We start from the raw sequence: 26,874 nt of genomic DNA on the forward strand, positions 1-26,874 counted from the left end.
CTCGTTGAATCAGACGATGGCGATGGGGTCGACCATGGCCGCACTCGCGCCGCGGATCTTGACCGGAGCGACGATGAGCAGGAATTCGTAGCGGCGGTCCTCTGCCAGCTGCTCGAGGGCCAGCATCTCGATCATCGGCATTCCTCGTTCTCTCAGAAGCGCCGTGTGCACCGGATGGGGGTTGCCCGGCACGGCGCTCGGAAGCTGCTCGATCCCCTCTGTGTCGGCGCCGATCCCGGCTATGCCCTGGGCGATCAGCCACTCCGCGGCTTCGAGGGTGATCCCTGAGCCGCTGTGCTGTTCGATGAGGTCCCTGTGAGGCCACACCCTCCCATAACCCGTGCGAAGCAGCACCACGTCGCCGGCGCTCAGCGAGACCCCCTCCGAACGCAGGGTCTGCTCGAGATCTTCCCGGGTGATGCCGTAGCCCTTCGGCAGGACATCCTCGTTCCGGTACGCCGCAACGTCGATCAGCACTCCCCTGGACACCATGGGGGTCAGCTGGCTGCCGTCGCTCGCGAGCAGTCCGAAGTCCCCGAGGCCGGTGAGCTCATCCCCTCCGTACCAGCTGGCAGGGGTACCCACTGCGACGTGCCCTGCCGCGTCGATGTGCGCACCGGTGTGCATCGACGCCGTGACGACGTCCGAGGTGAACGTGACATCGACCGTGTTCGCCTCGCCACTGGGCCAGACGGAACTCGGCTCCGACCGAAGCCCGTGCGGTGTCCGGTAGGGCAGGACCACGAGCTGCGGGTGCATGACGGGAAGCGGCATTCCCGGGAAGCGAACTCGGGCCAGGTCGTAGACGACCCCTTCCCGCACGAGGCGGAGTGCGGCGAGGATCCCTGCTGAGGACAGGGTCGGGACCACGGGGACCGCTCCCGGTTGAAGCGGATCGATCCTGCGAAGCGACGGACTGGACGACGTCATCCCCGGACCCTTCGCTTCTTCAGAACCGTGTCGAGTGCGACTGCACCGACGAGGACCAGCCCCTGCACCACGAACTGCAGGTAGGTCGAGACTCCCGCCAGCTGCATGCCGTTCGCCAGGCTGCCGAGGAGGATCGCCCCCAGGAGTGTCCCGCGCACCGTTCCGATGCCGCCGAAGAGGCTGGTGCCTCCGATGATCACAGCGGTGATCGCGTTCAGTTCGAGGAACAGGGCAGGGTCCGGCGGTGCCCCGTTGAGGCGGGCGGCGAGCATGATCCCATCCAGGGAGTAGATGACTCCCATGCCGAGAAAGAGGAAGAACACATAGGCCTTCACGTTCACGCCCACGCGCCGCGCGGACTCCGGGTTGTCCCCGATCGCGTAGAGGCGACGCCCGTAGAAGGTGTGGCGTGCGATCAGGCCGAGGACGACGGCCAGCACGGCGACCACGACTGCCGGCATCGGTATGCCCTGGTAGGCGATCGCGGCCCACGCCAGCAGTGCGAGCAGCAGCAGGACCGGCACCGAGTCCGACACGAAGCGGCCGCCGTCATCCATCCCCGCTCGCCTTCGCGCGTTCCTGCTCTGCACGAGGACGCTCCAGATGATTCCTGCCGCCACCAGCACGCACAGGATCACCGAGGGAACGCGGCCAATGGTCATCAGCGTGAAAGCGTGCAGCGCGTCGTCCACCGGGCCCAGCGTCTGACCCTCGGTGATCACATAGGTGATTCCGCGGAAGGTGAGCATGCCTCCAAGGGTGACGATGAACGCCGGCACGCCCACTACCGCTACCCAGAACCCCTGCCAGGCGCCGAGGACCAGTCCCACCATGACGACCACCGCGATCATGGCGGGGATGCCGAGGTCCAGCTGCGACTGCAGCCCCGCGGCGACCGTCGCGGTGAGGCCGACCGCTGATCCCACCGACAGGTCGATGTGACCGGCGACCATGACGAGCATCATGCCGAGCGCCGCGATGGCGAGGATGACGCTCTGCACCAGCAGCAGCGAGATGTTCCTTCCGGTCAGGAACAGTCCACCGGTCAGTATCGCGAAAGCGAGCCATACCGCGGCGACGCCGAAGATGAGGCCGTAGACATTCCAGTTGAACGGAGTTCTCGCGCCGTCATCATGCTTCTGCGTGGCCGACGGCTTCGCAGCTGCAACAGAGGGGCGACTCATGGCTGGTCCTTTCCGGGATTATCGCGAGGGGTGAGTGCTGAAGGGCGTCTCGGAACTCAGGACGCCGGGCACTCGGTCGCGGCCTGGTCGCCGTAGACCTCCTCGGCCGTGTAGTAGCCGTACTGGTTGATCCAGTCGCACACCGTGTCCTGGGTGACGTTGATGGTCTCCATCACCACAGTGGGCTTCTCGCCGTTCGTGTACTTGACGCTCTGGACGTTCGGCACGTCGAGGTCCGTACCGGTTGCGGCGGCGTACGCGGCGTCTGCGGCGTAGGTGCCCATGAGGCTGTAATCAGTCCAGATGCTGAGGGTCTGGGTGCCCTGCACGATCGCCTGCACATTGAGCAGGTCGGCGTCGACTCCCGAGACGAACACGCCCTTGAGCTTCTGCGCCTGCAGCGCCGTGATCGCGCCGGTGGCCATACCGTCGTTGTTGGAGAGGATCGCGCTCACGTCGTCCTTGGCAGCCACGAGGGCTTCCTCGACCTGCTGTTGCGCCGTCTGAGGGCTCCACCCGGCGTTGTACTGCTGAGAGACGATCGTGATGTCACCGGCGTCGACGGCTGGCTGGAGCGCGTCAAGGTATCCGGCTGTGGTGTCCTGAGCGACGCTGCTCGCGGGGTCACCCCCGATGATGATGTAGTTCCCGGTCGGGTGCGCCTCGAGCGCCGACTCCGCCGTCTGCTTGCCGTAGTCGCGAGCGCTGCGGGTGATCGCGTAGTCGAACTCCGCATCCGGCGCGATGAAGTTGTAGTCGATCACCGGGATTCCGGCGTCGCTGGCGATGGCGAACGAGGACGCCGCGGTGTCCGCGTTGACGGGGGCGATGATCAGCGCATCGACTCCCTGCGTGACCATGTTCTCGATCGCGCTCCTCTGCTTCTGATCGTCGCTCTCCGCGGAGACGACGATGGACTTCGCCCCGAGCTTCTTCAGCTGGTCCTCGATGCCCTGCTGGTCGAACTTCCATCGGGAGACGAGGGTCTGCGACAGCACCACGCCGACGGTGACGTCGTCGGGGGCGGCCGATCCCCCACCCGAGGCTCCCCCTTCATTGAGGGAGGAGCACCCGCTCAGGAGTGCTGTCGCGCCCACCAGCAGCACGCTGGCGCCGGCGAGGAAACTGCGGTGGTGAAGGTGGTCTGCCATGGTGACTCCGTTGTCTGCTGTCGCACTGTGATCGAGGCGCATCTCGGCCTCTCAGCCGCATTTGGAATCGTTTCCACGGGCCGTCGGGATGAGCATGTGGCACGCGCTAGGAGGTTGTCAAGTCGGGCTCCAGTGCGGTGCCGCTAGCATCGGATCGACAGTCGGCTCACAGGCGGAGGTTCAACCATGGTGACCCTCCATGACGTCGCGAAGTTCTCCGGGACGTCCGTCGGAACCGTCTCGCGCGTCCTCAATGGCAGCCCACACGTGAGCGAGGTCGCCCGTCTGCGCGTCCTCCGCGCGATCGACGAACTGAACTTCACGCCGAACCGGGCTGCCCAGTCGCTCCGCACCTCTCGCACCACCCTGGCGGGCCTCATCGTGCCCGACATCACCAATTCGTTCTTCGGCGCTCTCGCGCGAGCGCTCGCGCGAGAGCTCTGGGCACACGACTACGGCCTGATCCTCGCTGACACGGCCGAATCGCTCGAGAAGCAGACGGAGGCACTGGACGCCCTCGGCAAGCGCGGAGTGGATGGGCTTTTCCTCGTCCCCACGACCTCGACTCGCGACATCGCGAATCCACTCAACATCCCCCTGGTCACTCTCGACCGCACCTTGGCCGATCTTCCCGGCGTCACCAGTGACAACCGGCAGGGCACCTCGCTCGCCGTGTCCTACCTGCATGGCTGGGGACACCGCAGGATCGCCACGATCGTCGGGCCGACGACGTGCTCCACCGCCGCCGAGCGCCTGGAAGGATATGCCACCACCACGCGCGCGTTGGGCATCTATTCCCGCAGCTTGATCAGGGAAGGCCCGTTCAGCTACGCCTTCGGCAAACAGGCCATGGAGGAGCTCCTCGATGAGCCGACCCGCCCTACCGCAGTGATCGCGAGCAACGACTCTCAAGCGATCGGCGCCCTGCACGCCTGCGCCGGCCGGGGATTACGCGTTCCGCAGGACATCTCGATCTGCGGATTCGACGGGAGCGAACTGGCCTCGCATCTCTCGCCTTCGCTGACCTCGGTGAAACAGCCGATCAGCACCATGGCCACCCACGGGGCTCGTCTGATGCTCGAACTGATCGAGACCGGCACAGCCGGCTCCGGGGCGGTTCTCCTCACCGACCTCACGATCGGTGAGTCGTGCTCGGTCCCTCCGAGTCACTGAGGCGCCACCCCAGATCAGCGGCCAGCCGCCGCGCATGCGCCCCAGAGAGCCGCGCGCTCAGGGCGGTCAACGGGGCAGTGACGATGGCCGTGCTGCCACCGGCCAGCCTGGTCGAGGAAGTCGGACAACTTCGTGCGCGAGCCAGAGGAACCGGACGAGGCGGAGCGCCGGACGCGCCTGATGGTAGGGCGCTTGGAGTGTGCCAGGCGCAACGCGTGATGCGAGCGGCGGGTATACCAACGCCATCGCGGCGGGAGACCAGCTAAGCGCAAGCAGGAAGGCCCGGAACCATGCGGTTCCGGGCCTTCTCTTTGGTTGCGGGGACAGGATTTGAACCTGCGACCTCTGGGTTATGAGCCCAGCGAGCTACCGAACTGCTCCACCCCGCGATGCATCTGCAACTCTATCAGAGTCCTCGGGGGTGTCGGTCCGGTGTGGGCCACGCAGGCAGAGCACACCGGCCCGAGACGCACCCGGGACGGGGGCGCTTCTCGGGCCGGAGGTCTGTCGGCAGCGTCAGGCTGGGCTAGGAACCGGACGCGGCGAGGGCTCGCTGCACCGCGTCCTGCAGGCGGGCGTCCGCCTCCGCAGCGGCGACCAGGTCGTTCTTCGCGTACGCAGCGGCGCGGTCCTGGAGCGCCTGGTTGGCGTCGGCGAGAGCCTTCTGCAGGTCCGGGTTGTCGGTCGGCGTGGTCGGTGTGGTCGGCGTGGTCGGCGTGGTCGTGCCCCCATCGGGCGGAGTCACGGGCGGGACGTCGCCGTCACCGGCAGCCGCGCCAGAGTCGCCCCCGAACAGCTCGTCGAGCGCGCCGTCCAGCGTGTCCTGGAACGCGATCTTGTCGCCGAACGACACGAGCACCTTGCGCAGCAGCGGGTACTGCGTCTCACCGCTGGAGCGGACGTACACCGGCTGCACGTAGAGCAGGCCGCCGCCGACGGGAAGGGTCAGCAGGTTGCCCTGGAGCACAGAGGTGTCCCCTCGGCGCAGCAGGGCCAGCTGGTTGGCCACCTCCGTGTCGGTGTTGAACGTGCTCTGCACCTGCCCGGGCCCCGGCACGTTGTCCGGCAGCGACAGCAGGCTCAGCTTCCCGTAGCCCGCGGCCACCTTGCCGTCCTGGGACCCCGCGTCCGAGTCGACCGCGAGGTAGCCGGTGAGGATGCTGCGGCTCTCCGATCCGGTGCGGTTCGGGATGAACGTGGAGTACAGCGAATAGGCGGGCGCGTCCGTGCCCGGGATCTGCATCGTCAGGTAATACGGCGGCTGCAGCGTGGTGCTCGAGGCGGGCGAGGTGGGGTCGTTCGGAGCCCGCCAGGCGTCGTCACGCTGGTACCACGACCCCGGATCGGTCACGTGGTACTGCCCGAGCACCGACCGCTGAACCTTGAAGAGGTCGGCGGGGTACCGCACGTGGCTGATCAGGTCGCCGGACATCTCCGACAGCGGCTTGAGCTCGTTGGGGAACACCTTCTGCCAGGACTGGATGATCGGGTCGGACTGGTCCCAGGCGTAGAGGATGACCTTGCCGGTGTATGCGTCGACCGTTGCCTTGACCGAGTTGCGGATGTAGTTGATGTCGTCAACGGCATACGCGGGCGTCGGCGTGTAGGTGTCCGCGATCGAGTCGCTCAGGCTGCGGGTGCTCGAGTACGGGTAGGAGGACGACGTGGTGTAGCCGTCGATGATCCACTGGATCCGGCCGTCGACCACGGCAGGGTACGGGTCGGAGTCCAGGGTCAGATACGGAGCCACCTTCTCCACCCGGGTCTTCGGGTCGCGGTCGTACAGGATCTGTGAGTCGGCATTGACCGCGTTGGAGAGGAAGACCTGCTCCGACTGGAACTTGAGCGCGTAGATGAGCCGCTTGAACCAGTTGTCGAGCTTGGGTCCGCCGTTCCCCTCGAAGGTCGTCGACACCTGTGAGGCGTCCTCGCCGGAGCCGGACGGGTAGTCGAGCTCGATCGGGTCGGTCGACTTGGGTGCCCCGACGATCGAGTAGGCGGGCGAGTTCTCGCCGAAGTAGACCCGTGGCTCGAAGTCGCCCAGCTTGCCGCTCGACGGAATGCCCGACTCCATGAAGACGGGCTGGCCGTCGGCGGAGCGCTGATTCCCGTACGCGGCGACGAGCCCGTAGCCGTGGGTGTAGACGACCGTGCGGTTGTACCAGGTCTGGCCCTCGCCGAGACCGTCCTGGTTCAGCTCACGGATCGCCACCACGGTGTCGGTGGTCTCGCCGTCGATCGTGTAGCGGTCGACGTCGAGGTCGCGGTGGAACGCGTAGTACTGCTTGAACTGCTGGAACTGGCCGAAGGCCGGCGACACGATCGCGGGATCCAGGATGCGGATGTTCGCGGTGGTCACGGCGTCCGAGCGCAGCGCCCCCGGCTCGGTCTGGGTCGTCGCCTGATACGGCGTCTCCTTGACGTCCGCGACACCGTACGCGTCGCGGGTCATGTCGATGTTCTTCTGGATGTACGGCCGCTCGAGGCTCAGCTCGCTCGGGTCCACCTGGAACCGCTGCTGCACCCACGGGTACACGGAGCCGATGATGAGGCTCGCCACGATGAGCAGCGCGGTGCCGATCGCGGGCAGGCGCCAGCGGCCGATGAACGCGGTGATGAGGAAGAGCACGGCCACGATGCCCGCGGCGAGCGCGAGGATCGCCCGGCCGGGAATCACCGCGTTCACGTCGGTGTAGCTGGCACCGGTGATCAGCCCGCCGCTGGAGGAGAGCGTGAGGTACTGGTCGAGGAAGATGCTGATCGCCTGCAGGGCGAGGTAGACCGCGGCCGTGATCGCGATCTGCACCCGTGCGCCGCGCGAGATGCGCACCTCACGGCCGGCCACCCGCACGGCTCCGTACAGGTAGCTCGTCGCGATCGCGGCGAGCCCGGACAGCAGGACCACCGCGGAGGCGAAGCCGACGAGGCCGTGCAGGAACGGCAGCTCGAACAGGTAGAAGGAGACGTCGAGCTTGAACTGCGGGTCCACGCGCCCGGACGGGGTGCGGTTGAAGTAGAGCAGCACGGTCTGCCAGCGGGTCGACGCGGAGACCCCCGCGAAGAGGCCGACGAGCGCCGGGATGCCGAACATGGCCAGCCGGCGCAGCGGCTCGATGACCTGCTGGTAGCGGTCCAGCTGCGAGTTGAGCCGGGCATAGATCGGACGGAACCGGTAGGCGAGCAGGATGCTCGCGAAGACCGGGAGGGCCATCCCGAGGAAGCCCGCGAAGAAGAGGCCGATTCCGGAGCCCCATTCGGTGAGCAGCACCGGCAGGAAGCCCAGCTGGTCATACCAGAGCACGTCGGCGAAGAGCCCGGCGAAGATGAAGAAGAGGATGAGGAGTGCCGCGACGATGCCCGCGGTGATCGCGAGAGTTGCGCGATTTCGGCGGGGCGCGGCGGCTGTGGACGTCACGGTGTCGAGACTACCCGGCGCGGCATGGGGGAAGCCCCGAGGGGTCTACGCCGTCAGCGATAGCCTTCAGCGCCGCGAGAGCGTCGTCGAGGGTGGCGACCGCGATCACATTCACGCCGTCGGGAACATGCCCCACGACCTCGTCGCAGTTGGACCGGGGCGCGAGGAACCATCGGGCGCCCGCGCGCTGGGCGCCGTGCAGCTTCTGCCGGATGCCGCCGATGGCACCGACCGCGCCCTGGGCGTCGATCGTGCCGGTTCCCGCCACCCGGGCGCCGCCGGTGAGTGCTCCCGGCGTGAGCTTGTCGTAGAGCCCGAGCGCGAACATCATGCCGGCGCTCGGACCGCCCACGTTCTCCAGCTGGATGTCGACCTGGAAGGGGAGGTCGTAGCTGACGGCGATCCCGACGCCGACCACGACCGCCCCGTTGTGCTCGTACGGGGTGACGCGGATGGTTCCCGCGGTGCCGTCGCGCACGAAGCCGATCGTCGCCTCATGGCCGGTGCCGTTGGCCGCGACGAGCTCACGGAGGCGCGGCAGATCGGTGGCCTCCTGACCGTTGATGCTCGTGATCCGGTCCCCCTGCTTGAGTTCGCCGGCGGCAGGCGAGCCGTCGAGGAGGGACTGCACGGAGAGGGTGCGCGGGATGTCGTAGCCCAGCTCGGTCAGGGCGGCCGCGATGGCCTCCTGCTGCGAGTTCTCCATCTGCAGCCGGCTCTCGTCGTCGCGCTGCTCGGAGGTGGTGCCCGAGGGATAGATCGCCGAGAGCGGCTGCACCGACTTGCTCGGATCGAACCAGGCGAGCGCGACCTGGAGCAGGTCGGGAGGCGCCGCCGGCGTTCCCACCACCGACACGGTGAGCAGGTCGAGCGTGCCCTTCGTCGGGTAGGTCTTCTGGCCCGGCACGTCGATGAGCGGCACGTTCTCCCCGGCGTGCTCGGTCTCGCCGAGGGTGTCGTAGACGGGACCCGGCTGCTCGATCACATACGCGGAGGGGCTGAGCGCCATCAGCACCACGAGGACCAGCGCGAGCGTGAGGAGCAGCCAGCCGATCCAGGAGCGGTCGGTCCGGCCGGTCGGTCGGGCGCTGAACGGCAGCTCTCGCTCCTCGCGCGGATCGATGGGGGTGCTCACGGCGTCTTTCATGTGGATGCCGGTGTTCGCGGCGGGCAGAAGCGGAAGAGGCTCACTGTAGGGCAAATGCCGGACAGGGCTGATCGCCCGGCGCTACCGTGGATTCTGCCCGATTGCCCCTGGGAAACCCGCTTGAGCGGGCCTCCCAGAGGGGCACGGCGAGAGGAGCGCTCATGGCCGCCGATGAACGGGATCCGGACCCCGAGAACGAGCTGCGCGAGATCCTGCGCGAGCTGCTCTCCGGTGGTGCCGGCGTCGATCCCGCCAAGCTGGCCGGGGCGGCCGGCCTGCCGTCCGACCCGGAGAGCATGGCTCGGCTGCTCGCCCAGCTGCAGGGTGCGATCGCCAACTCGGACAAGGGCATCGACTGGAAGCTCTCCGTCGACCAGGCCAAGGCCTTCGCCTCACGCACGAGCTTCACCCCCACCGACCAGCAGCGCCGCGACCTCGACCAGGCCCTCCACGTGGCCTCGCTCTGGCTCGATGAGGCCACCACCGTGTCCGCCCTGCCCGACCCGCCGCGGCTCATGAGCCGGGTGGAGTGGATCGAGCAGACGATGCCGTTCTGGAGCCAGCTCGCCGAGCCGGTCGCCACCAGCATCGCGGGCGCGCTCACGGCCGTCCTGCGCGAGCAGGCGCCCGAGGAGATGGCTTCGATCGCCGGGCAGCTCGTGCGCGGCGTCGGCGGAACCCTCTTCGCCGTGCAGCTCGGTCAGGTGGTCGGGCAGCTGAGCGCCGAGGTCGTCTCCGGCGGCGATGTGGGCATCCCGCTGCTCGACGAGCGGGCAGGGGTGATCCCGCAGAACCTCGAAGCGTTCGGCGAGGGCCTCGACATCGCTCCCGACCAGATCTCCCTCTACCTCGCGGTGCGGGAACTCGCCCACGCCCGCCTGTTCCGGCACGCACGCTGGCTGCGGCTGCAGTTCGTGTCCGCGATCACCGACTTCGCGCACGGCATCAGCATCGACACGAGCCGCGTCGAGGAGCTCGCCGCCAACTTCGACCCGAACGACCCCGAGAGCCTGCGCCAGGCGCTGGCCACCGGTGCGCTCATCCCCCCGAAGACCCCCGCGCAGCTGGCCGCACTCGCGCGCCTCGAGACGATGCTCGCGCTCGTCGAGGGCTGGGTCGACGTCGTCACCGCCGAGGCGACCGCGAGGCTGCCGAAGTCGGATGCGATCGCCGAGTCGGTCCGCCGACGCCGTGCCACCGGCGGTCCCGCCGAATCCGCGTTCGCGACCCTGGTCGGGCTGGAGCTGCGGCCCCGGCGCCTGCGCGACGCGGCCCGGATGTGGCAGATCGTCGGGGACTCGCTCGGCAACGAGAAGCGGGACGAGCTGTGGTCGCACCCGGACCTGCTGCCCGGTTCCGCCGACATCGACGACCCGGAGGCTCTCGTGCGCCGGCTCAGCGCGCCCGCCAGCGACGACGACGTGGACCAGGCCATCGAGGAGCTGCTGCGCGGCGACGGCCCGGACCGCCCCGTCGAGGACTGACCGGCTCCGCACGGTTGCCGAAGTGCCCTGCCCTGTCGCTCAGCAGGCGGAAAGCACTCCAGCAGGCGGAACATGGCCGACACGCCGGGGTGTCGGATTTTCTGCCTGCTGAGCGAGAGGCGGGGCGGCAAGGTCACGCCTGCTCGGGACGGACGGCGCCGGGAGCGGGCCTGGGGAGAACGCGCGCGCGAAGGCGCGAGGTCCGGCACCATTCGCGGATGGTTCTCCGCATCGACCCCGACCTCAGCGTCGTCTGGCGCTCCCCGCACTGCGTGCAGCTCGGCGCCGAGCGGCCGGTCGCGGTGCTCGCGCTGACCGGCCCGGGCGAGGAGCGGCTGCTCGCGGCGCTCCGGATCGGCACGACGAGGAGCGCGCTGGAGGTCCTCGCCGCCGAGCTGCCGGGACCGCCACCCGATGTCGGCAGCCTCCTCGCTCGGCTCGGCCCCGCGCTCACCAGTGCCGCGGTCCAGTCCTCCCCCCAGGCCGTCGTGGTGGAGCTCTTCGGCAAGGAGGGCGCCGTCGCTGACGCGGCAGCATTCCTCGCGACGGCGCTGCGCGATGCCGGCTTCCCCGCCGGTCAGCCGGCCGATGCGACAGGACCCGCCTGCGGCGCGGACCGGCCTTCCGCCCTCGGGGTGCTGACCGCCGCGCACGTCGTGCCCCCGGCGGCGGCGGCCCGCTGGCTGTCGCTCGACCGCCCGCACCTGCCCGTCGTGTTCGGCGACGTCTCGGTCGAGATCGGTCCCCTCGTCCTCGCCGGCGCAACCGCCTGCCTGCACTGCGTGGAGCGGCACCGCATGGCACGAGCGCCGTTCCGCCACGCGATCGCGGCTCAGCTTCTCGCGGGCACGCATCCGGCAGCCGCGGCCTCGCGGCCCGCGCTGGTGCTGCAGGCCGCGTCGCTCGTGGTGCGGGCCGCGGAGGCGGTCCGCGATGGGGACCCCACCGCCTTCGCGGGGAGGTCCCTGCGGGTGCAGCCGGACGGATCGGTCAGGCGAGCACTCTGGCGGCCGCATCCGGGATGCTCGTGCCGAGCTCTGTCAGGAACCGCGACCGCTCCCGGGGGGCGGCACGGTGCGGTCCCACCGCGGCCCAGGACAGCCGCAGCGTCGACCGCGCCCGCGTGATGCCCACGTAGAGCAGCCGCCGCTCCTCCTCCACCGCCTCGGGAGTGCGCGCATAGCCGATCGGCAGGTACCCCTCGGAGACACCGGCGAGGTAGACCGTGTCCCACTCGAGGCCCTTGGCGGAGTGGAAGGTGGCGAGGGTCACGGCATCCACCGTCGGCTCATGCTGAGCCGCCTGGCGCTCGGCGAGGTCCTCGACGAACTGGGGCAGCGTCGTTCCCGCCTCGGCCTCCTCGGCCAGGCTCATCAGGGTGTCGAGGGAGTCCCACCGCTCGCGCACCGCGCCCCGAGTCTCCGGCGGCTGCTGCGACCAGCCGAGGGAGCGGAGCACATCGCTCACGGTCTTGAACAGGGGATCCTGGCTCTGCGTCAGGGCGGCGGCGCGGAGCATCATCAGGGCCTCCTTCACCTCCCGCCGCTCGAAGAAGCGCGCCGATCCGCGCACCGTGTAGGCCACGTCGCGCTCGGCGAGCGCCGTCTCGAACCCGGCCGACTGCGAGTTGATGCGGTAGAGCACCGCGATGTCGCGCGGGCGCTCCCCCGCGGCGATCCTCTCGGCAATCGCGTCAGCGATCGATCTGGCCTCAGCCGGCTCGGTCGGATAGCCGGCCAGCTCCACCGAGCTCGCGTCGGACATGGGCGGCCCTTCGGCCCCGGCAGGCAGCAGGGTGAGGGCTCCGGGCCGGTCCCGCATCAGGCGGTTGGCCACCGCGATGACGGCCGGCACCGATCGGTAGTTGCGCTCGAGCCGAATGACCTCGGCGTCGGGATGCCGAGCGCCGAAGTCGAGCAGGTAGTCCGCCTTGGCGCCCGCGAAGGAGTAGATGGTCTGGCTCGCGTCGCCGACGACGCAGAGGTCCCGGTGATCGCCCATCCAGGCGGCGAGCAGCTGGTTCTGCAGCGGCGACACGTCCTGGTACTCATCGACGACGAAGAACCGGTACTGCTCCCGCACGTGCTGGGCCACGCGCGGCTCCTCCTCGATCATGCCGATCGTCGCGAGCAGCACGTCCTCGAAATCGAGCTGGCGGCGCGCGTCCTTCAGCTCCTCGTACGCCCGCTGGATGGCGACCGCCCGGGGCGCGTCCACCCCGTTGGGCAGCGGCCGGGTCTCAGCGCGGCGCTCGTACTCGTCCAGCGAGACGCCGCTGACCTTGCGCCACTCGATCTCGGCCGCGATGTCCCGCAGCGCCGCGGTGTCCACGTTCACGTGCACGCTCTCGGCCGCCTGCGCCAGCAGCCGCGCCTTGCTGTCCAGCACGCGGGGCAGCGTGCCTCCGACCACCTGCGGCCAGAAGTAGCTGAGCTGCGACAGTGCCGCCGAGTGGAAGGTGCGCGCCTGCACGCCCGCGGCGCCGAGCGCCCGGAGCCGGCTGCGCAGCTCCCCCGCGGCCCGCGTGGTGAAGGTGAGCGCCATCACCCGGCCGGGCGGGTACACGCCGGACGCGACTCCGTACGCGATCCGGTGCGTGATCGCCCGCGTCTTGCCGGTGCCGGCCCCGGCCAGCAGGCACACCGGCCCGAGCAGCGTCTCGGCCGCCTTGCGCTGCTCCGGATCGAGCCCGGCCAGCAGATCCTCTGCGGTCATCGTCCCCTCCCCCGAGTGGTCGGGGAGCCTCGATCAGGGAGCGTCGAGCGGCCCGCCGAACCACTGCTCGATGATCGCACGGGCGATCGACGCCCGGCTCGGGATGCCGATCGTGCGCCTCCCATCGGCCAGCTCCTCGCGGCTGAACCAGCGCAGGTCCAGAATCTCGGCACCGTCGGGCACCGGTTCGGTGCCGTGCGCCGGATCCACCCGGGCCCGGAAGCCGATCATGATCGACGCCGGGAACGGCCAGGGCTGGGAGCCGACGTACATCGGGTCGACGACGGTGAGGCCCGACTCCTCGCGGATCTCCCGAAGCACGGCGGCCTCGAGGGACTCGCCGGGCTCCACGAAGCCCGCGAGGATCGAGTACCGCTCGCCGCCCCACAGGGCATTCGCGCCGAGGAGCAGCCGGTCCTGCGGATCGGTCACGCCGACGATGACCGCGGGGTCCGTGCGCGGGAAGACGTGCTGCCCGCTCGCCTCCTCGGTGTGCCCGTCGGGATGCCGCACCCAGCCGCCCTGTGCCGGCAGCGTCGGCTCGCCGGTGCGAGGCGAGAAGCCGTGCGAGGCGTGCCAGTTGGTGATGGCGAGCGCCTGCGTGAAGAGCCCGGCATCGAGGGCGTCGAGCTCGGCGCCGATGTGGCGCAGGTCGCCCCACAGCACGCGATCCGGCTGCAGCTGCTCGGCGCCGGCGTCGTCGAGCACCACGGCAACGACCGGCGCTCCCGGGTCGGGCTCACCCAGCGCGCGGCCGAGATAGACCAGCAGCACCCCGCCCGGCACCTCCGCGAGGCGTCGCAGCGCGAGCCGCGGCGGCGTGGCGGACTCGAGCAGGGCGTGACCGCGCGAGAGCAGGACGGCTCGAGTGGTGGGGTCGCCCCGGAGCTCGTCGAGCAATCCGGGCCGTGACCTGGCCAGGTAGTCGCGGTCGATGGCAGACCGGGACAGCGGCAGCCGCGAAGTGAGGGATCCGGGCATCGACCTGCGCAATCTGCGTGGCGAACGTCTGAGGAGCCGGGATGCCGACCTACCCTGTGCGGTATGGCCCGATCCCACCTCACTCTAGCCGCGCTGGCGACATCCGCCGTCCCGGGGCTCGACGTCGCGGCGGCCCAGCCGTTCACGTCGAATCGGCACGGGGATTTCGACACCGCACTGCTCACGGCTCGGGACGGCAGCCACTACCTCGTCCGCGTCCCCAACTCTCCCGCGGCCGAGGCCGCGCAGAACGCGGAGCTCACCGCGCTGGCCTCGCTGAGCTCCGGCGTGCGATCCCGCCTGCCCTTCACTCTGTCCACGTTCATCGGCCAGTCGGTCGTGCGCTCCCCCGCCGGTGCGCCTGCCCGCCGCGCCACCGTCTACGAGTTCGTGTACGGCCGCCGGGTGCGGCTGGAGCGGCTGTATCCGGGCCCTCTCGCCGAGTCGATCGGCTCCGCGATCGCCGCGGTGCACGGCCTCCCCACCAGCTTCGTGATCGACGCGGGGCTCCCGGTCGTGACCGCCATCGACAGCCTCCGCTCGGTGGTCGGGATCATGGACCGCGCGGCGGCCACCTCCCGGGTGCCCGCCGCCCTGCTGTCCCGCTGGGAGAGCGCAACGGACGACACTTCCCTCTGGCAGTACCAGCCCACCGTCATCCACGGCGCCATGAACGCCGACGCGCTCCTGCATTCGGCTGACTCGGAGGACCGGATCGTCGGCGTCATCGGCTGGTCCGACCTCCGCGTCGGCGACCCCGCGCGCGACCTGTCCTGGATCCTCTCGGCCCCGAGCGCCGACACGGTCGACCTCGTGCTCGACACCTACGGCGAGGCCCGGAAGGGCGCCGGCGTGCAGGAGCTGCGCCGCCGCGCCATGCTCTACGCCGAGCTGGAGCTCGCCAAGTGGCTGCTCCACGGGATCGACACCCAGGACTCCCGGATCGTCGACGACGCCGTCGACATGCTCGATGTGCTCGTGCAGAGCGTGCGGGGCGACACCGCCGGCGAGCTCGCGCACGAGACGGGGCCGATCCTCGACGTCGACGAGGTGCAGCGGATGCTCGACGAGCGTCCTCAGGTCGCGTTCGACCAGCGCTCGAGGAGCTCCTTCTCCGAGTAGAGCCGCTCGGGCCGGATCACCCGGTCCTCCGCCACGAAGTAGAACGCGGCGTCGATCGAGTCGGGATCGACGCCCTGCCAGGCGGCGAACGCCAGCCGGTAGAGGGCCAGCTGGAACTGCTTCTGAGCCAGGTCGTCGTCGTCCTTCGGGGACTTGCCCGTCTTCCAGTCGACGATCTCGTATCGCCCGTTCCGCTCGAACACGCCGTCGATCTTGCAGATCACGATGCGGTCCGCGAACGGCAGGTGGATCTCGAGCTCCACGGCGAGCGGCCGCAGCTCTGCCCACTCCGACCGCTCGAAGAAGCCCTGCAGCCGCTCGAGCTCGTCGCTCTCCACCAGGTCCTCGAGGTCGAGGTCGCGGTCGCCGGGCAGAGCGTCGACCAGGTCGTCGAGCCCGCCCAGGCCGTACCGCCGCTCGACCCACGAGTGGAACAGCGTGCCGAGCCGCGTCTGCCGATACGGCCGCTGCGGCATCGGACGGCGGAGCGAGGCGGCGACCTGCGTCGGAGCCGTCACGTAGTCCTTGAACGCGGAGGCGGAGATGCGCACCGGCAGCTCGACGAGCTCGGCGTCGCGCTGCCGGCGGTCGCGCTCCTGGATGAGCAGGTCCAGATGGTCGTCCCAGGGTGTGGAGGCGCTCGCGTCGGCGTCCCGCACCGCTTCGGCGGCCGCTGCCACCCGGTCGCGGCGGGTGCCGAGCGGATCGCTCGGCCAGGGCACATGGGTCACGAGCTCGTCGAGCGGGTTCTCCTCGTCCTCCGGGGCGTCGGGCAGCGCCTCGGGCGGGATCAGGCCGGCGTCCCGCAGCTCCTGCAGGAAGCGGCCGGGCGAACGGGGCTTGCGCTGGGTCCACCAGAACGAGCCGGTGAGCAGCAGGGCACGCTTGGCGCGGGTCACGGCCACGTAGGCGAGCCGGCGCTGCTCGGCGGCGTGCGCGTCGACCACTCCGTCGCAGTAGGCGGAGTATGCGTCGTCGAACTCCTTGCCGCTGTCGGCCGACCGCCAGCCGAGGGTGGGCAGGTCGAACCAGTCGCCGCGGAACTCGTAGGGCAGCTCCCCGAAGGCCAGCCAGCCCTGCTTGCTGCGGGGCGGGGCGGGCAGCTCGCCCTCGACCATGCGCGGCACCGCGACGGCGTCCCATTCGAGGCCCTTGGCGCCGTGGATGGTGAGGATCTGCACGGTGCCCGGCTCGGGCTCCTCGGTGCGCGGGCTGAGGTTCTCCCGCTCCTCGGCCAGCTCCAGCCAGGAGAGGAAGGAGCCGAGCCCCGCGGAGGCGTCGCCGGCCACGAAGTCGGCGACGAGCTCGGTGAAGCCGTCCAGCCCGCCCCGGCCGAGCGGCGCCGACTCGTTCGCGGCGACCTCCACATCGAGGAGCAGCTGCTGCTGCACGAGCGCGACGAGGTCGAGCAGGTCGAGACCCACCCGGGAGCGCAGGGAGGCGAGCTCGGCGCCGAGCAGGCGGAGGCGCCGAAGGCCCTCCGCGCTGAACTCGCGGAGCGCGCCGTGCCCCTCCGCCGCGGTGCTGAGGAAGTCGAGCGCGTCGACGAGGGAGGCTCCCTCGTCGAGGGCGATGGATGCCCGAAGCAGGTCGCGCACGTTCTGCGGCAGCTGCTGCTGGCCGGCATCGCGGGCCGCGAGCCAGGAGGCGAGATCGCGGAGCGCCTTGACGTCGCGCACGCCGATGCGCCACCGGGCGCCGGTGAGCAGCCGCAGCAGGTACGGCCCCGCGCTCGGGTCGTGCAGCACCCGGAGGGTGGCCACCAGGTCGACCACCGCCGGGTCCTCGAGGAGTCCGCCGACGCCGAGCACATGGAAGCGGATGCCGCGGTCGGCCAGTGCCCGGGTGAACACGGCCACCTTCTTGAGAGACCGGCAGAGCATCGCCGCGGTCGGCACCGGGGCGCCGTCGGGCACGGTCAGGCGTTCGCCGAACCAGTCGGCGACGGCCGCAGCCTCGTCGAGCACCGTCTGCCCGAACTTCACGGTCAGCTCGCCGTCCCCGGACCCCGGTCGGCGCTCCAGGCGCTCCACCGGGACGCTCGAGGCGGCCGAGAGGGGGGCGACCAGGGCGTTGGCGGCGTCGAGCACGCGGCCGGGGTTCCGCCAGCTGGTCGAGAGGGCGAAGGCGGCCGAGCCGTCCGTCGCGCCGCCGAAGTCGCGGGAGAAGCGGGCGAGGTTGCTCGCGCTCGCTCCGCGCCAGCCGTAGATGGACTGGTGCGGGTCGCCGACCGCCATGACGCCGCTGCCCGCGAAGAGGTCGGCGAGCAGCCGGGTCTGCACCACGCTCGTGTCCTGGTACTCGTCGAGGAGGACGACTCGGAACCGCGACCGGTACTCCTCGGCCACTCGGGGCACCCGGCGGCAGATCTCGAGGGCCAGGGCGATCTGGTCGGAGAACTCGATGAGCCCGCGGCGCACCTTCTGCCGGGAGTACTCCTCGGCGAGCGCGAGCAGCGGGGGCAGCGTGCCGACGATCGACACGGCGTCCCGCAGCGACCGGTACTGCTGCTTCACGCGGGAGTTGCCGTACGGCAGCTCGCCGAGGCGGCCGAAGTCCTCGACCATCCGCCGCACGTCGGCGGGTTCCGTGATGTTGTCCGCCAGCGCGCGACTGAGCGCCAGCACGCCCTCCGTGACCCGGTCCACGGACTTCTCGAGCCCCACGAGCCGGTCGTCATCGCTCTCCAGCACCACCCGGCGGGCCAGCTGCCAGGCGGACGCCTCGCCGAGCACCAGCGCGTCCGGCTCGCGGCCGATCGCGAGGGCGTGCTCCCGGAAGATGGTGCTCGCGAAGGAGTTGTAGGTCGCGATGGTCGGCGCGTCGAACGGATCCACCTCGCCCACGCCGAGCTCGCTCCGGGTGAGCGCGTCCACTCGCCGGGTGACCCGCTCGCCGAGCTCCCCCGCCGCCTTGCGGGTGAAGGTGAGGCCGAGGATCTCGCTCGGCTCGACGGCGCCGTTGGCGAGCAGGTAGACCACGCGGTTCGCCATCGTCTCGGTCTTGCCGCTGCCCGCGCCCGCGACCACGAGGCTCGGCGTGAGACCGGCCTCGATCACGGCGCGCTGCTGCGGCGTGGGTTCCGGCAGCCCGAGGACCCGGGCGATCTCGAAGGCGCTCGTCATGCCGACACCGCCGGCACAAGGTGGATGCGGTACGCGTAGCGGGCGTAAGGGTCGCGCTCCTCGAGCCCGTCCGTGCCGGGGAAGAGGGTGCCCGCCATCGTCTCGGCGGCGGCCTTGACGCGATCCCGGAACGCCTCGAGGGCCTCCGGCTCGAGCACCTGCTGCGTCGCCTCGCGGTAGAGCCGACCGGCCACTCCGTCCGCGACGAAGAGCAGCTTGGCGCCGCCCGAGGGCGCGTCGCGCGGCAGGGTCTCAAGCGCTCCGTCGACGCTCGCCAGCTGGTAGAGACCCAGCTGGGCGTGCCCCGGCAGCTCGTCCTTGGTGGGCCAGCGGCGGCCGGTCTTGAGGTCCACGATCACGACGGCGCCGTCCGCGGTCCGCTCGACCCGGTCGATCGTGCCCCGCACCAGCGCGGCGCCCACCTCGAACTCGAACTCCGTCTCGGCGCCCAGCAGCCGGTGCCCCTCGCTCTCGAAGCCCGAGAGGTAGTCGGAGAGTCCCTCCGCGAGCCGGGTGGTGCGCCGCCGCTCGTACTCCTCCACCCAGGGCGACTCGAAGGAGAACTCGCTCCAGCGCTCGTCCACCGCCGCCATCACGGCCTGCGGCGACAGGTCGGCCCCCGGGGTGGTCGACAGCTTCTCCATCGCGGCGTGCAGCACGGTGCCGATGCTGGCGGCCATCCCGGACGGGCTCGCGGCCATCACGTCCACGAACCAGCCGAGCGGGGACTTCTCCACGGTGGCGAGGCGGGACGGGGACACCGCCACGCGGGCTTCCGGATCGGTGAGGTCGACCAGCGGCCGGTCGCTGCTCGGGGCGAGCAGCCCGTACCAGGAGGCCGGATCTGCGCCCGGGACCTGTTCCCGCGCCAGCCGGGCGAGGGCCGATGCCGCCGGCGACAGCGGGTTGCCGGCGAGGTCGCGCCGGAGGGAGCCAACCATGCCGCGCAGCGTGAGCGGCGTCCGATCCGCCGAGACGTCGACGGGGGTGTCGGGGGGCAGCAGCCGCAGGAGTGACGAGGGCTGCTCGTCGACGTTCGACACGGCGGTGAAGAGCAGCCGGGAGCGCGCCCGCGAGACCGCCAGGGCGAACATCCGCAGCTCGTCGTCGAGCACGGCCCGGCGCGAGTCGAGCTCGGCGACCGGCAGACCCTCGAGCGCCTGGCTGAGGCGGCCCGCGTGCAGCAGCGTTCCGCGCAGCCGGAGGTTGGGCCAGGTGCCCTCCTGGAGCCCCGAGACCGCGACCACGTCGAACTCGGTGCCGAGCAGGGCGGTGGGCGCACACACGAGCACCGCGTCCGCTCCGGAGCGGGGGGCGAGGGTGTCCTCGGGCAGGTCCGCGCCGAGCACCTCGGTGAGGAAGTCGGTGGCGGGCGACCCCGGCGAGCGCTCCACGAAGCGCTGCGCAGCGGTGAACAGGGCGACGACCGAGTCGAGGTGGCGGTTCGCCTCGTCGGCGAGCACGCCGGTGCCCTGCGCCTGGGCGCCCCAGCTGCGGGCGAGCCCGCTGCGCTCCCACAGCTGCCAGAGCAGCTCCTCGATCGAGCCACCGGCGGCATGCGCCGTGCGGACCAGGGCGAGGCTCTCCGCGAGCCGCCCTGCTCGACGGGCCGGCATCGCGTCGATCGTCTGCAGTCGACCGGCGGCGGCCATCGCCTCGATCAGCAGCTCGTCCGCGGGCCGCGCGCCGTCGCCCGCGAGCTCCTCCTGGCGGAGCGCGAGGCGGAGCCGGCGCAGAGCGACGGCGTCCAGTCCCCCGAGGGGTCCGAGCAGCAGTCCCGCGAGCGCCGGGGCATCGGCCGGCACCGTGCCCACCGCGACGGCCACCGCGTCGACGAGGTGCCTCGCCGCCCACTCCTCCCGCAGGGGACGGGCCGCGAGGCTCGTCCGGGTCGGCACCTCGCCGATGGCGAGCCCGCGAGCGAAGGACGGCACGAGCCGGCCGGACCGGACGACGACCGCCATCCGGTGCCAGGGGATCTCCTGCCGGATGTGCAGCTCGCGCAGCTTGTGGGCGAGCCGGGCGATCTCCTCCGGGCGGCCGGGCGCCTCGATGCGCAGGACGGGCGGCGAGGCCGGCGCATCGCGGTCCCCGCCCGGCGTCGGTTCGATGCCCGCCGCGGCGTCCGTGCCCGTATCCGAGGGTGGTGCAGGTGCGGGGCGGTACCGGTGGCGGCCGAACCCCGCGGCACCGATCCTGCTCGTGACCGCAGAGGTCACCTCGCGCAGTTCCGGGTCGGCCCGGTGCCCGGTGGCGAGCAGCAGGGTGCGCAGGCGCGGCAGGCGCAGCTCGATCCCCAGCCGCGCGAGGAGGTCCGCCCGGCCGCCGCGGAAGCCGGTGCTCGCGATGTCGGGGTCGCCGAATGCGATCACCGCACTCCCGCGGGCGACCCAGGCCGCGAGCAGCTCGACCGTTCCCGCGCCGAGCTCTTGAGCGTCGTCGACGAGTACCAGGCGGGGCGGGTCCGCCGACCCGCCGGAGCGGACGAGCGCCGACGCCTCCGCGAGGAGGTCTGCCGCGTCGTAGGACGAGGAGCGATAGCTGTCGAGCACCTCGTGGTACTCCTCGGCGAACGCGCCCGCCGCCTCCCACTCGGGAATCCCGTCCCGGCGGCCCAGCGCGGCGAGTTCGGCCGGCGCGAGGTTCGCCTCCGTGGCGCGGGACAGCAGTTCCCGCAGTTCGGTGCGGAACGCCGGAAGGCGGCGGACGTCGGCGTCGAGCTGCTCCGGCCACGCCGGGCCGGAGCCGCCGGCCGCACTGCCGTCCCGGTCGCTCTCGCCGTGGCCCTCGAGGAGTGCCGCGAGGATGCCGTCCTGCTCCGCGCCGGTGAGCAGCCGTGGCTGGTCGTCGCCGTTGCGGGCCGCCTCGGCGCGCACGATCTCGAAGGCGACCGAGACGGCGGTGCGCGCCAGCGGTCCGCCCGTCGGAACCCCGAGGCGCAGGGCGATCCGGTCGCGGAGCCGGGTGGCCGCCTGGCGCGAGGGCGCGAGCACGAGGAAGTCGGCGGGAGCCTGACCCGCCGCAACGCGCGCGGCGACCAGTTCGACCAGCGTGGTCGTCTTGCCGGACCCGGGAGGTCCCACGACCACCGCGCTCTCCCCCGCCGGAAGCTGCAGCACGGCGGTCTGCGCGGGGTCGAGGGCGACGCCCCCACCTCCTCCGGGCGACGAGTCCCGGAACCCCTCGATTCCCACCCGAACACGCTAGCGCCGTGCGCCGACAGAGAACGGGAGCGGGCCGGTTCCGGCCCCTGCCGTAGGCTTTCCCGGACGAACGGGACCCTCCGGGTCCGGACAGGAAGGCCATCGTGGAGATTCGCATCGGCATCATCAACAGCGGCCGGGAGCTCAGCTTCGAGTCGGCTCAGTCGAGCTCGGAGATCGAGAAGACGGTCGCCGAGGGGCTCGAGTCGGGCGCCAAGTTCCTGCGTCTCGCGGACGAGTCCGGCAAGCTCTACCTGGTTCCCGCCGCCTCGCTCGCCTACGTCGAGGTGGGGTCGGAGAAGACCCGCCGCGTCGGCTTCGTGGCCTGACACTCCCGTGGAGCTGCTCTTCGTCACCCTCGGCGGCGTGCTCCTCGGGCTCCTCGCCCGCTACTCGCTGCCCCGCCGCACCACGAGCGGTGTGCTGCTCGTGCCGGCGATCGGTGCCGCCGTCGCCGCAGTGGTCTGGGTCGCACTGACCTGGGCCGGCCTGCCGTGGGACGACCCGCTGATCTGGCTCATCACGTTCCTGGTCACCGCAGCCGCGGTCGTCCTGGTGGCGCTCCGCTTGGGCGCGAACCGCAGCCGTCACGACGAGGAGCGTCTCCGCACGCTCGCCAAGGCAGGCGCGGTGCCCTCACGGGCGCGCTCCGGCTCGGTCGCCACGACCGCTCGGCGCTAGGCGATCTCCCCCACTCAGCGCGGGCTTCGGCCGTCCGAGCTGGGCGGGAAGCGCTAGGCGGTGAGCCCGAGGCGGTCCATCCGCCGGGTGTGCTCCGCCATCAGCTCCGTGAGGATGGGCTCGATCCGGCGCTCCTTGGGCGCGGGGCCGGCAGGCAGCGCGGAGCGCGCGAGCAGCAGGGTGTCCCCCACCAGACGCCGGCCCCAGACCGCCAGCCGCGAGGCGAGCGTCGGAGTGGCGGCGATGCCCTCGCTCAGCAGGTCGACGATCGCCGCCATGCCGTTGTCGCCGGAGATGATCGCGGCCACACGCTCCCCGGTGTCGGGGATGCCGGAGGCGAGGCGGGCGAAGAAGTCGTCGAGCAGGCCGGTGGTCAGGTAGATGCTCGTGAGCGCCTCGTACCAGTCGGCACCGGCGACCTTCTCGATGAAGGCGTCGGTGGCCAGGCGGTGGGGAGCCATCGCCGTGGCCGGATCCGCACCGCGACGCCGCAGCTCGTCGGAGAGGGCCCGGTGCTTGGCGAGCACCAGGCCAGCGGAGGCGGAGAGCGCGGCCTTGGCGGGCAGCGCGGACGAGGCGGAGGCGGCACGCCCGAGCGCCTCGAACAGCGCCAGCTGCAGATAGGCGGCCTGCCCGAGCACGGCGATCGGCTCCGGCCGGAGCGCCTCGATGCTCACCCGATCGATCGGCAGAGCAGCGGACGCGCGTCCCCTTGCCCGCGGGAACTCGGCGCCGTCGCCGTGTCGTCCGAACCAGGAGATCACCGCCCCAGCTTAGGGCGCGGAGGGGGCGCGGGCGGCGGGGAGGCGCGGCCCCTCGGAGAGGACGCCCGGCGCGCTCCGGGCACGCCAGGTAGACTGAGGGGACTTCCGCGCCATCTTGCCGGAAGAGACGAGCGCCTAGGTCCAACGGGCGCGAACCAGAACAGGCGCATCTCCTTCGTGACTTTCATTGAACTCGGCGTCGATTCCGACATCGCCGACGCACTCACCAGCACGGGCATCAACGAGCCCTTCCCCATCCAGACCCAGACGATCCCCCTCGGTCTCGCCGGCCAGGACATCATCGGCCAGGCCAAGACCGGAACGGGCAAGACGCTCGGCTTCGGCATCCCCATCGTGCAGCGGCTCGGCTTCGAACCGGCGCCGGGCGTGCAGGTCCTCGTCGTCGTCCCCACCCGCGAGCTGTGCGTGCAGGTGACCGAAGACCTCGAGGTCATCACCAAGAACCGGCCCACCACCGTCGTCTCCATCTACGGCGGCAAGGCGTACGAGGGCCAGATCGAGCAGCTCAAGGCGGGCGCACAGATCGTGGTCGGCACGCCGGGCCGGCTCCTCGACCTCGCCGGCCAGCGTCTCCTCTCGCTCGCGAACGTGCGCGAGATGGTGCTCGACGAGGCCGACAAGATGCTCGACCTCGGCTTCCTCTCGGACATCGAGAAGCTGTTCGCGCAGACCCCCGCCACGCGACACACCATGCTCTTCTCGGCCACCATGCCGGGCCCGATCGTGGCGCTCGCCCGCCGGTTCATGAACCGCCCGGTGCACATCCGGGCGACCGACCCCGACGAAGGTCTCACCCAGGCCAACATCAAGCACCTCGTCTACCGCGCCCACTCCCTGGACAAGGACGAGATCATCGCCCGGATGCTCCAGTCCGAGGGCCGCGGCAAGACCGTCATCTTCACGCGCACCAAGCGCGCGGCCGCGAAGCTCGTCGAGGAGCTCAGCGACCGCGGCTTCAACGCGGCCGCCGTGCATGGCGACCTCACCCAGGAGCAGCGCGAGCGCGCCATGGCCGCGTTCAAGGCCGGCAAGCGCGACGTGCTCATCGCGACCGACGTGGCCGCCCGCGGCATCGACGTCGACGACGTGACCCACGTGATCAACCACACGATCCCGGACGACGACAAGGCGTACCTGCACCGCGTCGGCCGGACCGGGCGCGCGGGCAAGACCGGCATCGCCGTGACGTTCGTGGACTGGGAGGACCTGCACAAGTGGTCCCTCATCAACCGGGCCCTCGAATTCGGGCAGCCGGAGCCGACGGAGACGTACTCGTCATCGCCGCACCTCTATGCGGACCTCGGCATCCCCGCCGGCACGCGCGGCCGCCTCGCCTCTGCCCGCGCCGCCGCCCAGCCGCCGCGCGCGGCCGCCGCGACCGGGGGCACCGGTGCGGGTTCTGCGTCTGGCTCCGGCTCGCGATCCGGCTCTGCTGCCGGTTCTGGTTCGGGTTCCGGCTCCGGCTCAGAGGGCGACTCGGAGGAGCGCCGCGCCCGCTCGCGCCGCCGCACCCACTCCTCGCCGACCGGCGGAGCAGCCGCCCCGCAGGGGGCGCACGCCGAGCACGCGTCCGGCTCCGGAGCCCACGACGGCGCAGGATCGGCTCCGCGCCGCCGTCGCCGCGGGGGCGGCCAGCGCCCGGCCCAGTCCGCGTAACCCTCCGCGACTCGAGCTCGCGCAACTCCCCCAATCCGGCGAATGCGCCCCGAGACGCCGACCGCGCCCCGTCTACGAGTCGCGCTCGGTGTTTCGAGGCGCGCTCGGTGATGCCGACGCCGCGCGACGCGCCTAGGAGCCGATGACCGGCGCCCACCCCGTCGCGCGGGCGATGAGGCGCTCCAGCACCTCCGGGGAGGTGGTGTGCTCGCCCAGACGGTTGAGCTTTCCGGTGCCGTGGTAGTCGCTCGAGCCGGTGACCGCCAGGTCGTACTTCGCCGCGAGCTCGAGGAGGCGCGTGGCGCCGGCCTCGCTGTTGTCCCGGTGGTGCACCTCGAGCCCGAACAGGCCCTCGTCGACGAGTCGGCGCAGGTAGTCCTCGGGGAGCATCCGCTCGCGACTCACGGCTGGGTGCGCGATGACGGGGACGCCACCGGCTGCCACCACCAGCCGCACGCCTTCGAGCGGCTCGGGGGCGTAGTGCGGCTCGTAGTATCCGGCCCGCCAGTGCAGGATCGTCGCGAAGGCCTCCCCTCGGTCGTTCACGTGGCCGCGGGCGATGAGGGCGTCGGCGATGTGCGGCCGCCCGATCGTCGCGCCGGGAGTCGTCTGGGCGAGCACGTCGCCCCACTCGAGCTCGTAGTCGTGCGCGATGCGCGTGACCATCGCCTCGGCGCGCGTCGACCGGTCGCTGCGGATGCGTTCCGTCTCGGCCAGGATGCTCGGGTCGGCCGGATCGAAGAGGTAGCCGAGGAGGTGCACGCTCTGCCAGCCGAGACGGGTGCTCAGCTCCATGCCGGGGATCAGATCGACCCCGTTCGCGCGTGCCGCCTCGCTCGCCTCCGCCCAGCCGGTGGTCGAGTCATGGTCGGTGAGGGCGAGCGTCCCGAGTTTCGCTGCGGCGGCGGCGGCGACGAGCTCCGCCGGCGACTCGGTTCCGTCGGACACCCGCGAGTGGGTGTGCAGATCGGCCGGTCCCCGCACACGCATCCCCCCATGGTAGGCGGGCGGCTGCGGCTCGCCATCGACACGATCTCGCCGCTCCCGGCGGCCTTGCGCCCCTCCGTTAGGTTGATGGCGTGATCCGCCGGGTCCTCGCGGCCGCAGTGGTGCTCGCGCTGGCGGGCACGCTCGTCGTGCTCGCGTGGCCGCAGCTCCTCACGCTGCAGCGGACCGCCCCCGTCGCCCAGGCGATCTCCTTCCGCGCGGCGCTGGCGGGCGGCGCAGTGCTGGCGGCGGTCCTCGGCACGCTGCTCGCGCTGCTCGTGCGCTCGGGTCGCCGGTTCTTCGCCACCGTGGCCGCCCTGCTGCTGGCCTTCGCCGGCCTGCAGGCCGCCGTCCTCGCCTCCCGCGGCTTCGGCGGACCCGGCTTCGAGGCCGAGTCGGAGACGTCGATCACGGTGCTCAGCTGGAACACCCTGGGCGACGCGCCGGGCGTGAAGGGCATCACCGAGCTCGTGCTGGAGACGGAGCCCGACATCGTGGCGCTGCCCGAGACCACTGCGGCGACCGCGGAGGAGGTGGCCTCCAGCGCTCGGGACGCCGGCCTTCCCCTGGTGGCCTACACGGTCGCCTACGACGACGTGTCCACGGCGCGATCGACCTCGCTCCTGATCAGCTCCGATCTCGGCCCCTATGTGATCGGCGAGGGCCGGTCGAACACGTCGGTCCTGCCGAGCGTGGTGGCGACGCCCACCGGGGCGGGACCCACGATCATCGCCGCGCATGCGGTCGCGCCGCTGCCCGAGTACCTGCCCGAGTGGCGCAGCGACCTCGCCTGGCTCGCCGCCCGGTGCCAGGAGGCGGACGTGATCGTGGCGGGCGACTTCAACGCGACCCTCGACCACTTCAGCGGGCTGTCGACGGGGGCGGCGGACGTGGATGGCGACCGTGCCTTCACCGACCTCGGCGCCTGCCGCGACGCCGCCCGTCAGTCGCAGGCGGGCGCGATGGGGACCTGGCCCACGCAGCTTCCGGCGCTGCTCGGCACCGCGATCGACCACGTGCTCGCCACGCCGTCGTGGCGGGTCAGCGGGTTCCGGGTGGTCGGCGACCGGGACGGCGCGGGCAGCGACCACCGGCCGATCCTCGCTCAGCTGACCCGAGCGGGCTGACCGCCGCT

At 71.4% G+C, this 26,874-nt stretch carries 18 protein-coding genes and 1 tRNA gene; 7 read left to right on the forward strand and 12 right to left on the reverse strand.

Features of this window, described 5'->3' with window-relative positions; translation table 11 throughout:
- Positions 1 to 9 precede the first annotated feature (9 nt).
- From JWR33_RS07940 to JWR33_RS07950, 3 genes are read right to left on the reverse strand one after another with little or no spacing between them, the layout of a single operon-like run.
- Positions 10 to 930 (reverse strand): cyclase family protein, encoded by a 921-nt coding sequence (locus JWR33_RS07940; RefSeq protein ID WP_297410848.1) that lies wholly within the window; start codon positions 928 to 930, stop codon positions 10 to 12.
- A complete protein-coding gene (locus JWR33_RS07945) occupies positions 927 to 2,114 on the reverse strand; it encodes a hypothetical protein (RefSeq protein WP_297410849.1) in 1,188 nt (395 codons plus the stop codon). Before JWR33_RS07945 ends, JWR33_RS07940 begins: the two co-directional genes overlap by 4 nt.
- A 56-nt stretch (positions 2,115 to 2,170) precedes the next feature.
- Positions 2,171 to 3,265, reverse strand: coding sequence for a substrate-binding domain-containing protein (locus JWR33_RS07950; protein WP_297410851.1), 1,095 nt, complete (start codon positions 3,263 to 3,265; stop codon positions 2,171 to 2,173).
- Positions 3,266 to 3,451: 186 nt separating this feature from the next.
- Here JWR33_RS07950 and JWR33_RS07955 point away from each other — a divergent pair, with 186 nt between their 5' ends.
- A complete protein-coding gene (locus JWR33_RS07955) occupies positions 3,452 to 4,438 on the forward strand; it encodes a LacI family DNA-binding transcriptional regulator (RefSeq protein ID WP_297410852.1) in 987 nt (328 codons plus the stop codon).
- Between the two features lie 312 nt (positions 4,439 to 4,750).
- Here the strand turns inward: JWR33_RS07955 and JWR33_RS07960 are convergent.
- From JWR33_RS07960 to JWR33_RS07970, 3 genes are all read right to left on the reverse strand, one after another.
- Positions 4,751 to 4,827, reverse strand: a tRNA-Met gene (locus tag JWR33_RS07960).
- Between the two features lie 137 nt (positions 4,828 to 4,964).
- The gene (locus tag JWR33_RS07965) at positions 4,965 to 7,853 is read right to left on the reverse strand and encodes a UPF0182 family protein (protein WP_297410854.1); all 2,889 of its coding nucleotides are present in this window, start codon (positions 7,851 to 7,853) and stop codon (positions 4,965 to 4,967) included.
- 10 nt (positions 7,854 to 7,863) lie between these two features.
- Positions 7,864 to 8,988 carry a S16 family serine protease gene (locus tag JWR33_RS07970; protein WP_297410856.1) on the reverse strand — a complete coding sequence of 375 codons (1,125 nt, stop codon included), beginning with the start codon at positions 8,986 to 8,988 and terminating at the stop codon, positions 7,864 to 7,866.
- 173 nt (positions 8,989 to 9,161) lie between these two features.
- On the opposite strand from JWR33_RS07970, the gene JWR33_RS07975 reads away from it, so the two are divergent.
- Positions 9,162 to 10,484: a zinc-dependent metalloprotease gene (locus JWR33_RS07975; RefSeq protein WP_297410857.1), complete on the forward strand. Its 1,323-nt coding sequence runs from the start codon at positions 9,162 to 9,164 to the stop codon at positions 10,482 to 10,484.
- Positions 10,485 to 11,474: 990 nt separating this feature from the next.
- Here JWR33_RS07975 and JWR33_RS07980 read toward each other — a convergent pair.
- The gene (locus JWR33_RS07980) at positions 11,475 to 13,199 is read right to left on the reverse strand and encodes an ATP-dependent helicase (RefSeq protein WP_297410858.1); all 1,725 of its coding nucleotides are present in this window, start codon (positions 13,197 to 13,199) and stop codon (positions 11,475 to 11,477) included.
- A 33-nt stretch (positions 13,200 to 13,232) separates the two neighbouring features.
- Positions 13,233 to 14,180 carry an NAD(+) diphosphatase gene (gene nudC / locus JWR33_RS07985; RefSeq protein ID WP_297410859.1) on the reverse strand — a complete coding sequence of 316 codons (948 nt, stop codon included), beginning with the start codon at positions 14,178 to 14,180 and terminating at the stop codon, positions 13,233 to 13,235.
- A 63-nt stretch (positions 14,181 to 14,243) separates the two neighbouring features.
- On the opposite strand from nudC, the gene JWR33_RS07990 reads away from it, so the two are divergent.
- On the forward strand, positions 14,244 to 15,302 hold the full coding sequence (locus JWR33_RS07990; RefSeq protein WP_297410860.1) for a phosphotransferase: 1,059 nt from the start codon (positions 14,244 to 14,246) through the stop codon (positions 15,300 to 15,302).
- On the opposite strand, the gene JWR33_RS07995 is transcribed toward JWR33_RS07990, so the two are convergent.
- Together JWR33_RS07995 and JWR33_RS08000 are read right to left on the reverse strand one after the other, a co-directional pair.
- Positions 15,257 to 18,427 (reverse strand): ATP-dependent DNA helicase, encoded by a 3,171-nt coding sequence (locus JWR33_RS07995; protein ID WP_297410861.1) that lies wholly within the window; start codon positions 18,425 to 18,427, stop codon positions 15,257 to 15,259. The two genes, JWR33_RS07990 and JWR33_RS07995, sit on opposite strands and share 46 nt — an antisense overlap.
- Positions 18,424 to 21,621 (reverse strand): UrvD/REP family ATP-dependent DNA helicase, encoded by a 3,198-nt coding sequence (locus JWR33_RS08000; protein ID WP_297410862.1) that lies wholly within the window; start codon positions 21,619 to 21,621, stop codon positions 18,424 to 18,426. Before JWR33_RS08000 ends, JWR33_RS07995 begins: the two co-directional genes overlap by 4 nt.
- 113 nt (positions 21,622 to 21,734) lie before the next feature.
- On the opposite strand from JWR33_RS08000, the gene JWR33_RS08005 reads away from it, so the two are divergent.
- Together JWR33_RS08005 and JWR33_RS08010 are read left to right on the forward strand one after the other, a co-directional pair.
- A complete protein-coding gene (locus JWR33_RS08005; RefSeq protein WP_297410863.1) occupies positions 21,735 to 21,959 on the forward strand; it encodes a DUF3107 domain-containing protein in 225 nt (74 codons plus the stop codon).
- Positions 21,960 to 21,966: 7 nt separating this feature from the next.
- The gene (locus JWR33_RS08010) at positions 21,967 to 22,311 is read left to right on the forward strand and encodes a hypothetical protein (RefSeq protein WP_297410864.1); all 345 of its coding nucleotides are present in this window, start codon (positions 21,967 to 21,969) and stop codon (positions 22,309 to 22,311) included.
- A gap of 53 nt (positions 22,312 to 22,364) precedes the next feature.
- On the opposite strand, the gene JWR33_RS08015 is transcribed toward JWR33_RS08010, so the two are convergent.
- Positions 22,365 to 23,075: a ferritin-like fold-containing protein gene (locus JWR33_RS08015; protein ID WP_297410866.1), complete on the reverse strand. Its 711-nt coding sequence runs from the start codon at positions 23,073 to 23,075 to the stop codon at positions 22,365 to 22,367.
- Positions 23,076 to 23,252: 177 nt separating this feature from the next.
- On the opposite strand from JWR33_RS08015, the gene JWR33_RS08020 reads away from it, so the two are divergent.
- Entirely contained in the window at positions 23,253 to 24,752 is a 1,500-nt protein-coding gene (locus tag JWR33_RS08020; RefSeq protein ID WP_297410867.1) for a DEAD/DEAH box helicase, read from the forward strand.
- Positions 24,753 to 24,884: 132 nt separating this feature from the next.
- On the opposite strand, the gene JWR33_RS08025 is transcribed toward JWR33_RS08020, so the two are convergent.
- Positions 24,885 to 25,742, reverse strand: coding sequence for a PHP domain-containing protein (locus tag JWR33_RS08025; protein ID WP_297410868.1), 858 nt, complete (start codon positions 25,740 to 25,742; stop codon positions 24,885 to 24,887).
- An 89-nt stretch (positions 25,743 to 25,831) separates the two neighbouring features.
- Between JWR33_RS08025 and JWR33_RS08030 the strand changes: the two genes are divergently transcribed.
- Positions 25,832 to 26,866 carry an endonuclease/exonuclease/phosphatase family protein gene (locus JWR33_RS08030; RefSeq protein WP_297410870.1) on the forward strand — a complete coding sequence of 345 codons (1,035 nt, stop codon included), beginning with the start codon at positions 25,832 to 25,834 and terminating at the stop codon, positions 26,864 to 26,866.
- The last annotated feature ends 8 nt before the right edge of the window (positions 26,867 to 26,874 follow it).

This window comes from Naasia sp. (genome assembly GCF_025465545.1).
Lineage (GTDB): Bacteria > Actinomycetota > Actinomycetes > Actinomycetales > Microbacteriaceae > Naasia.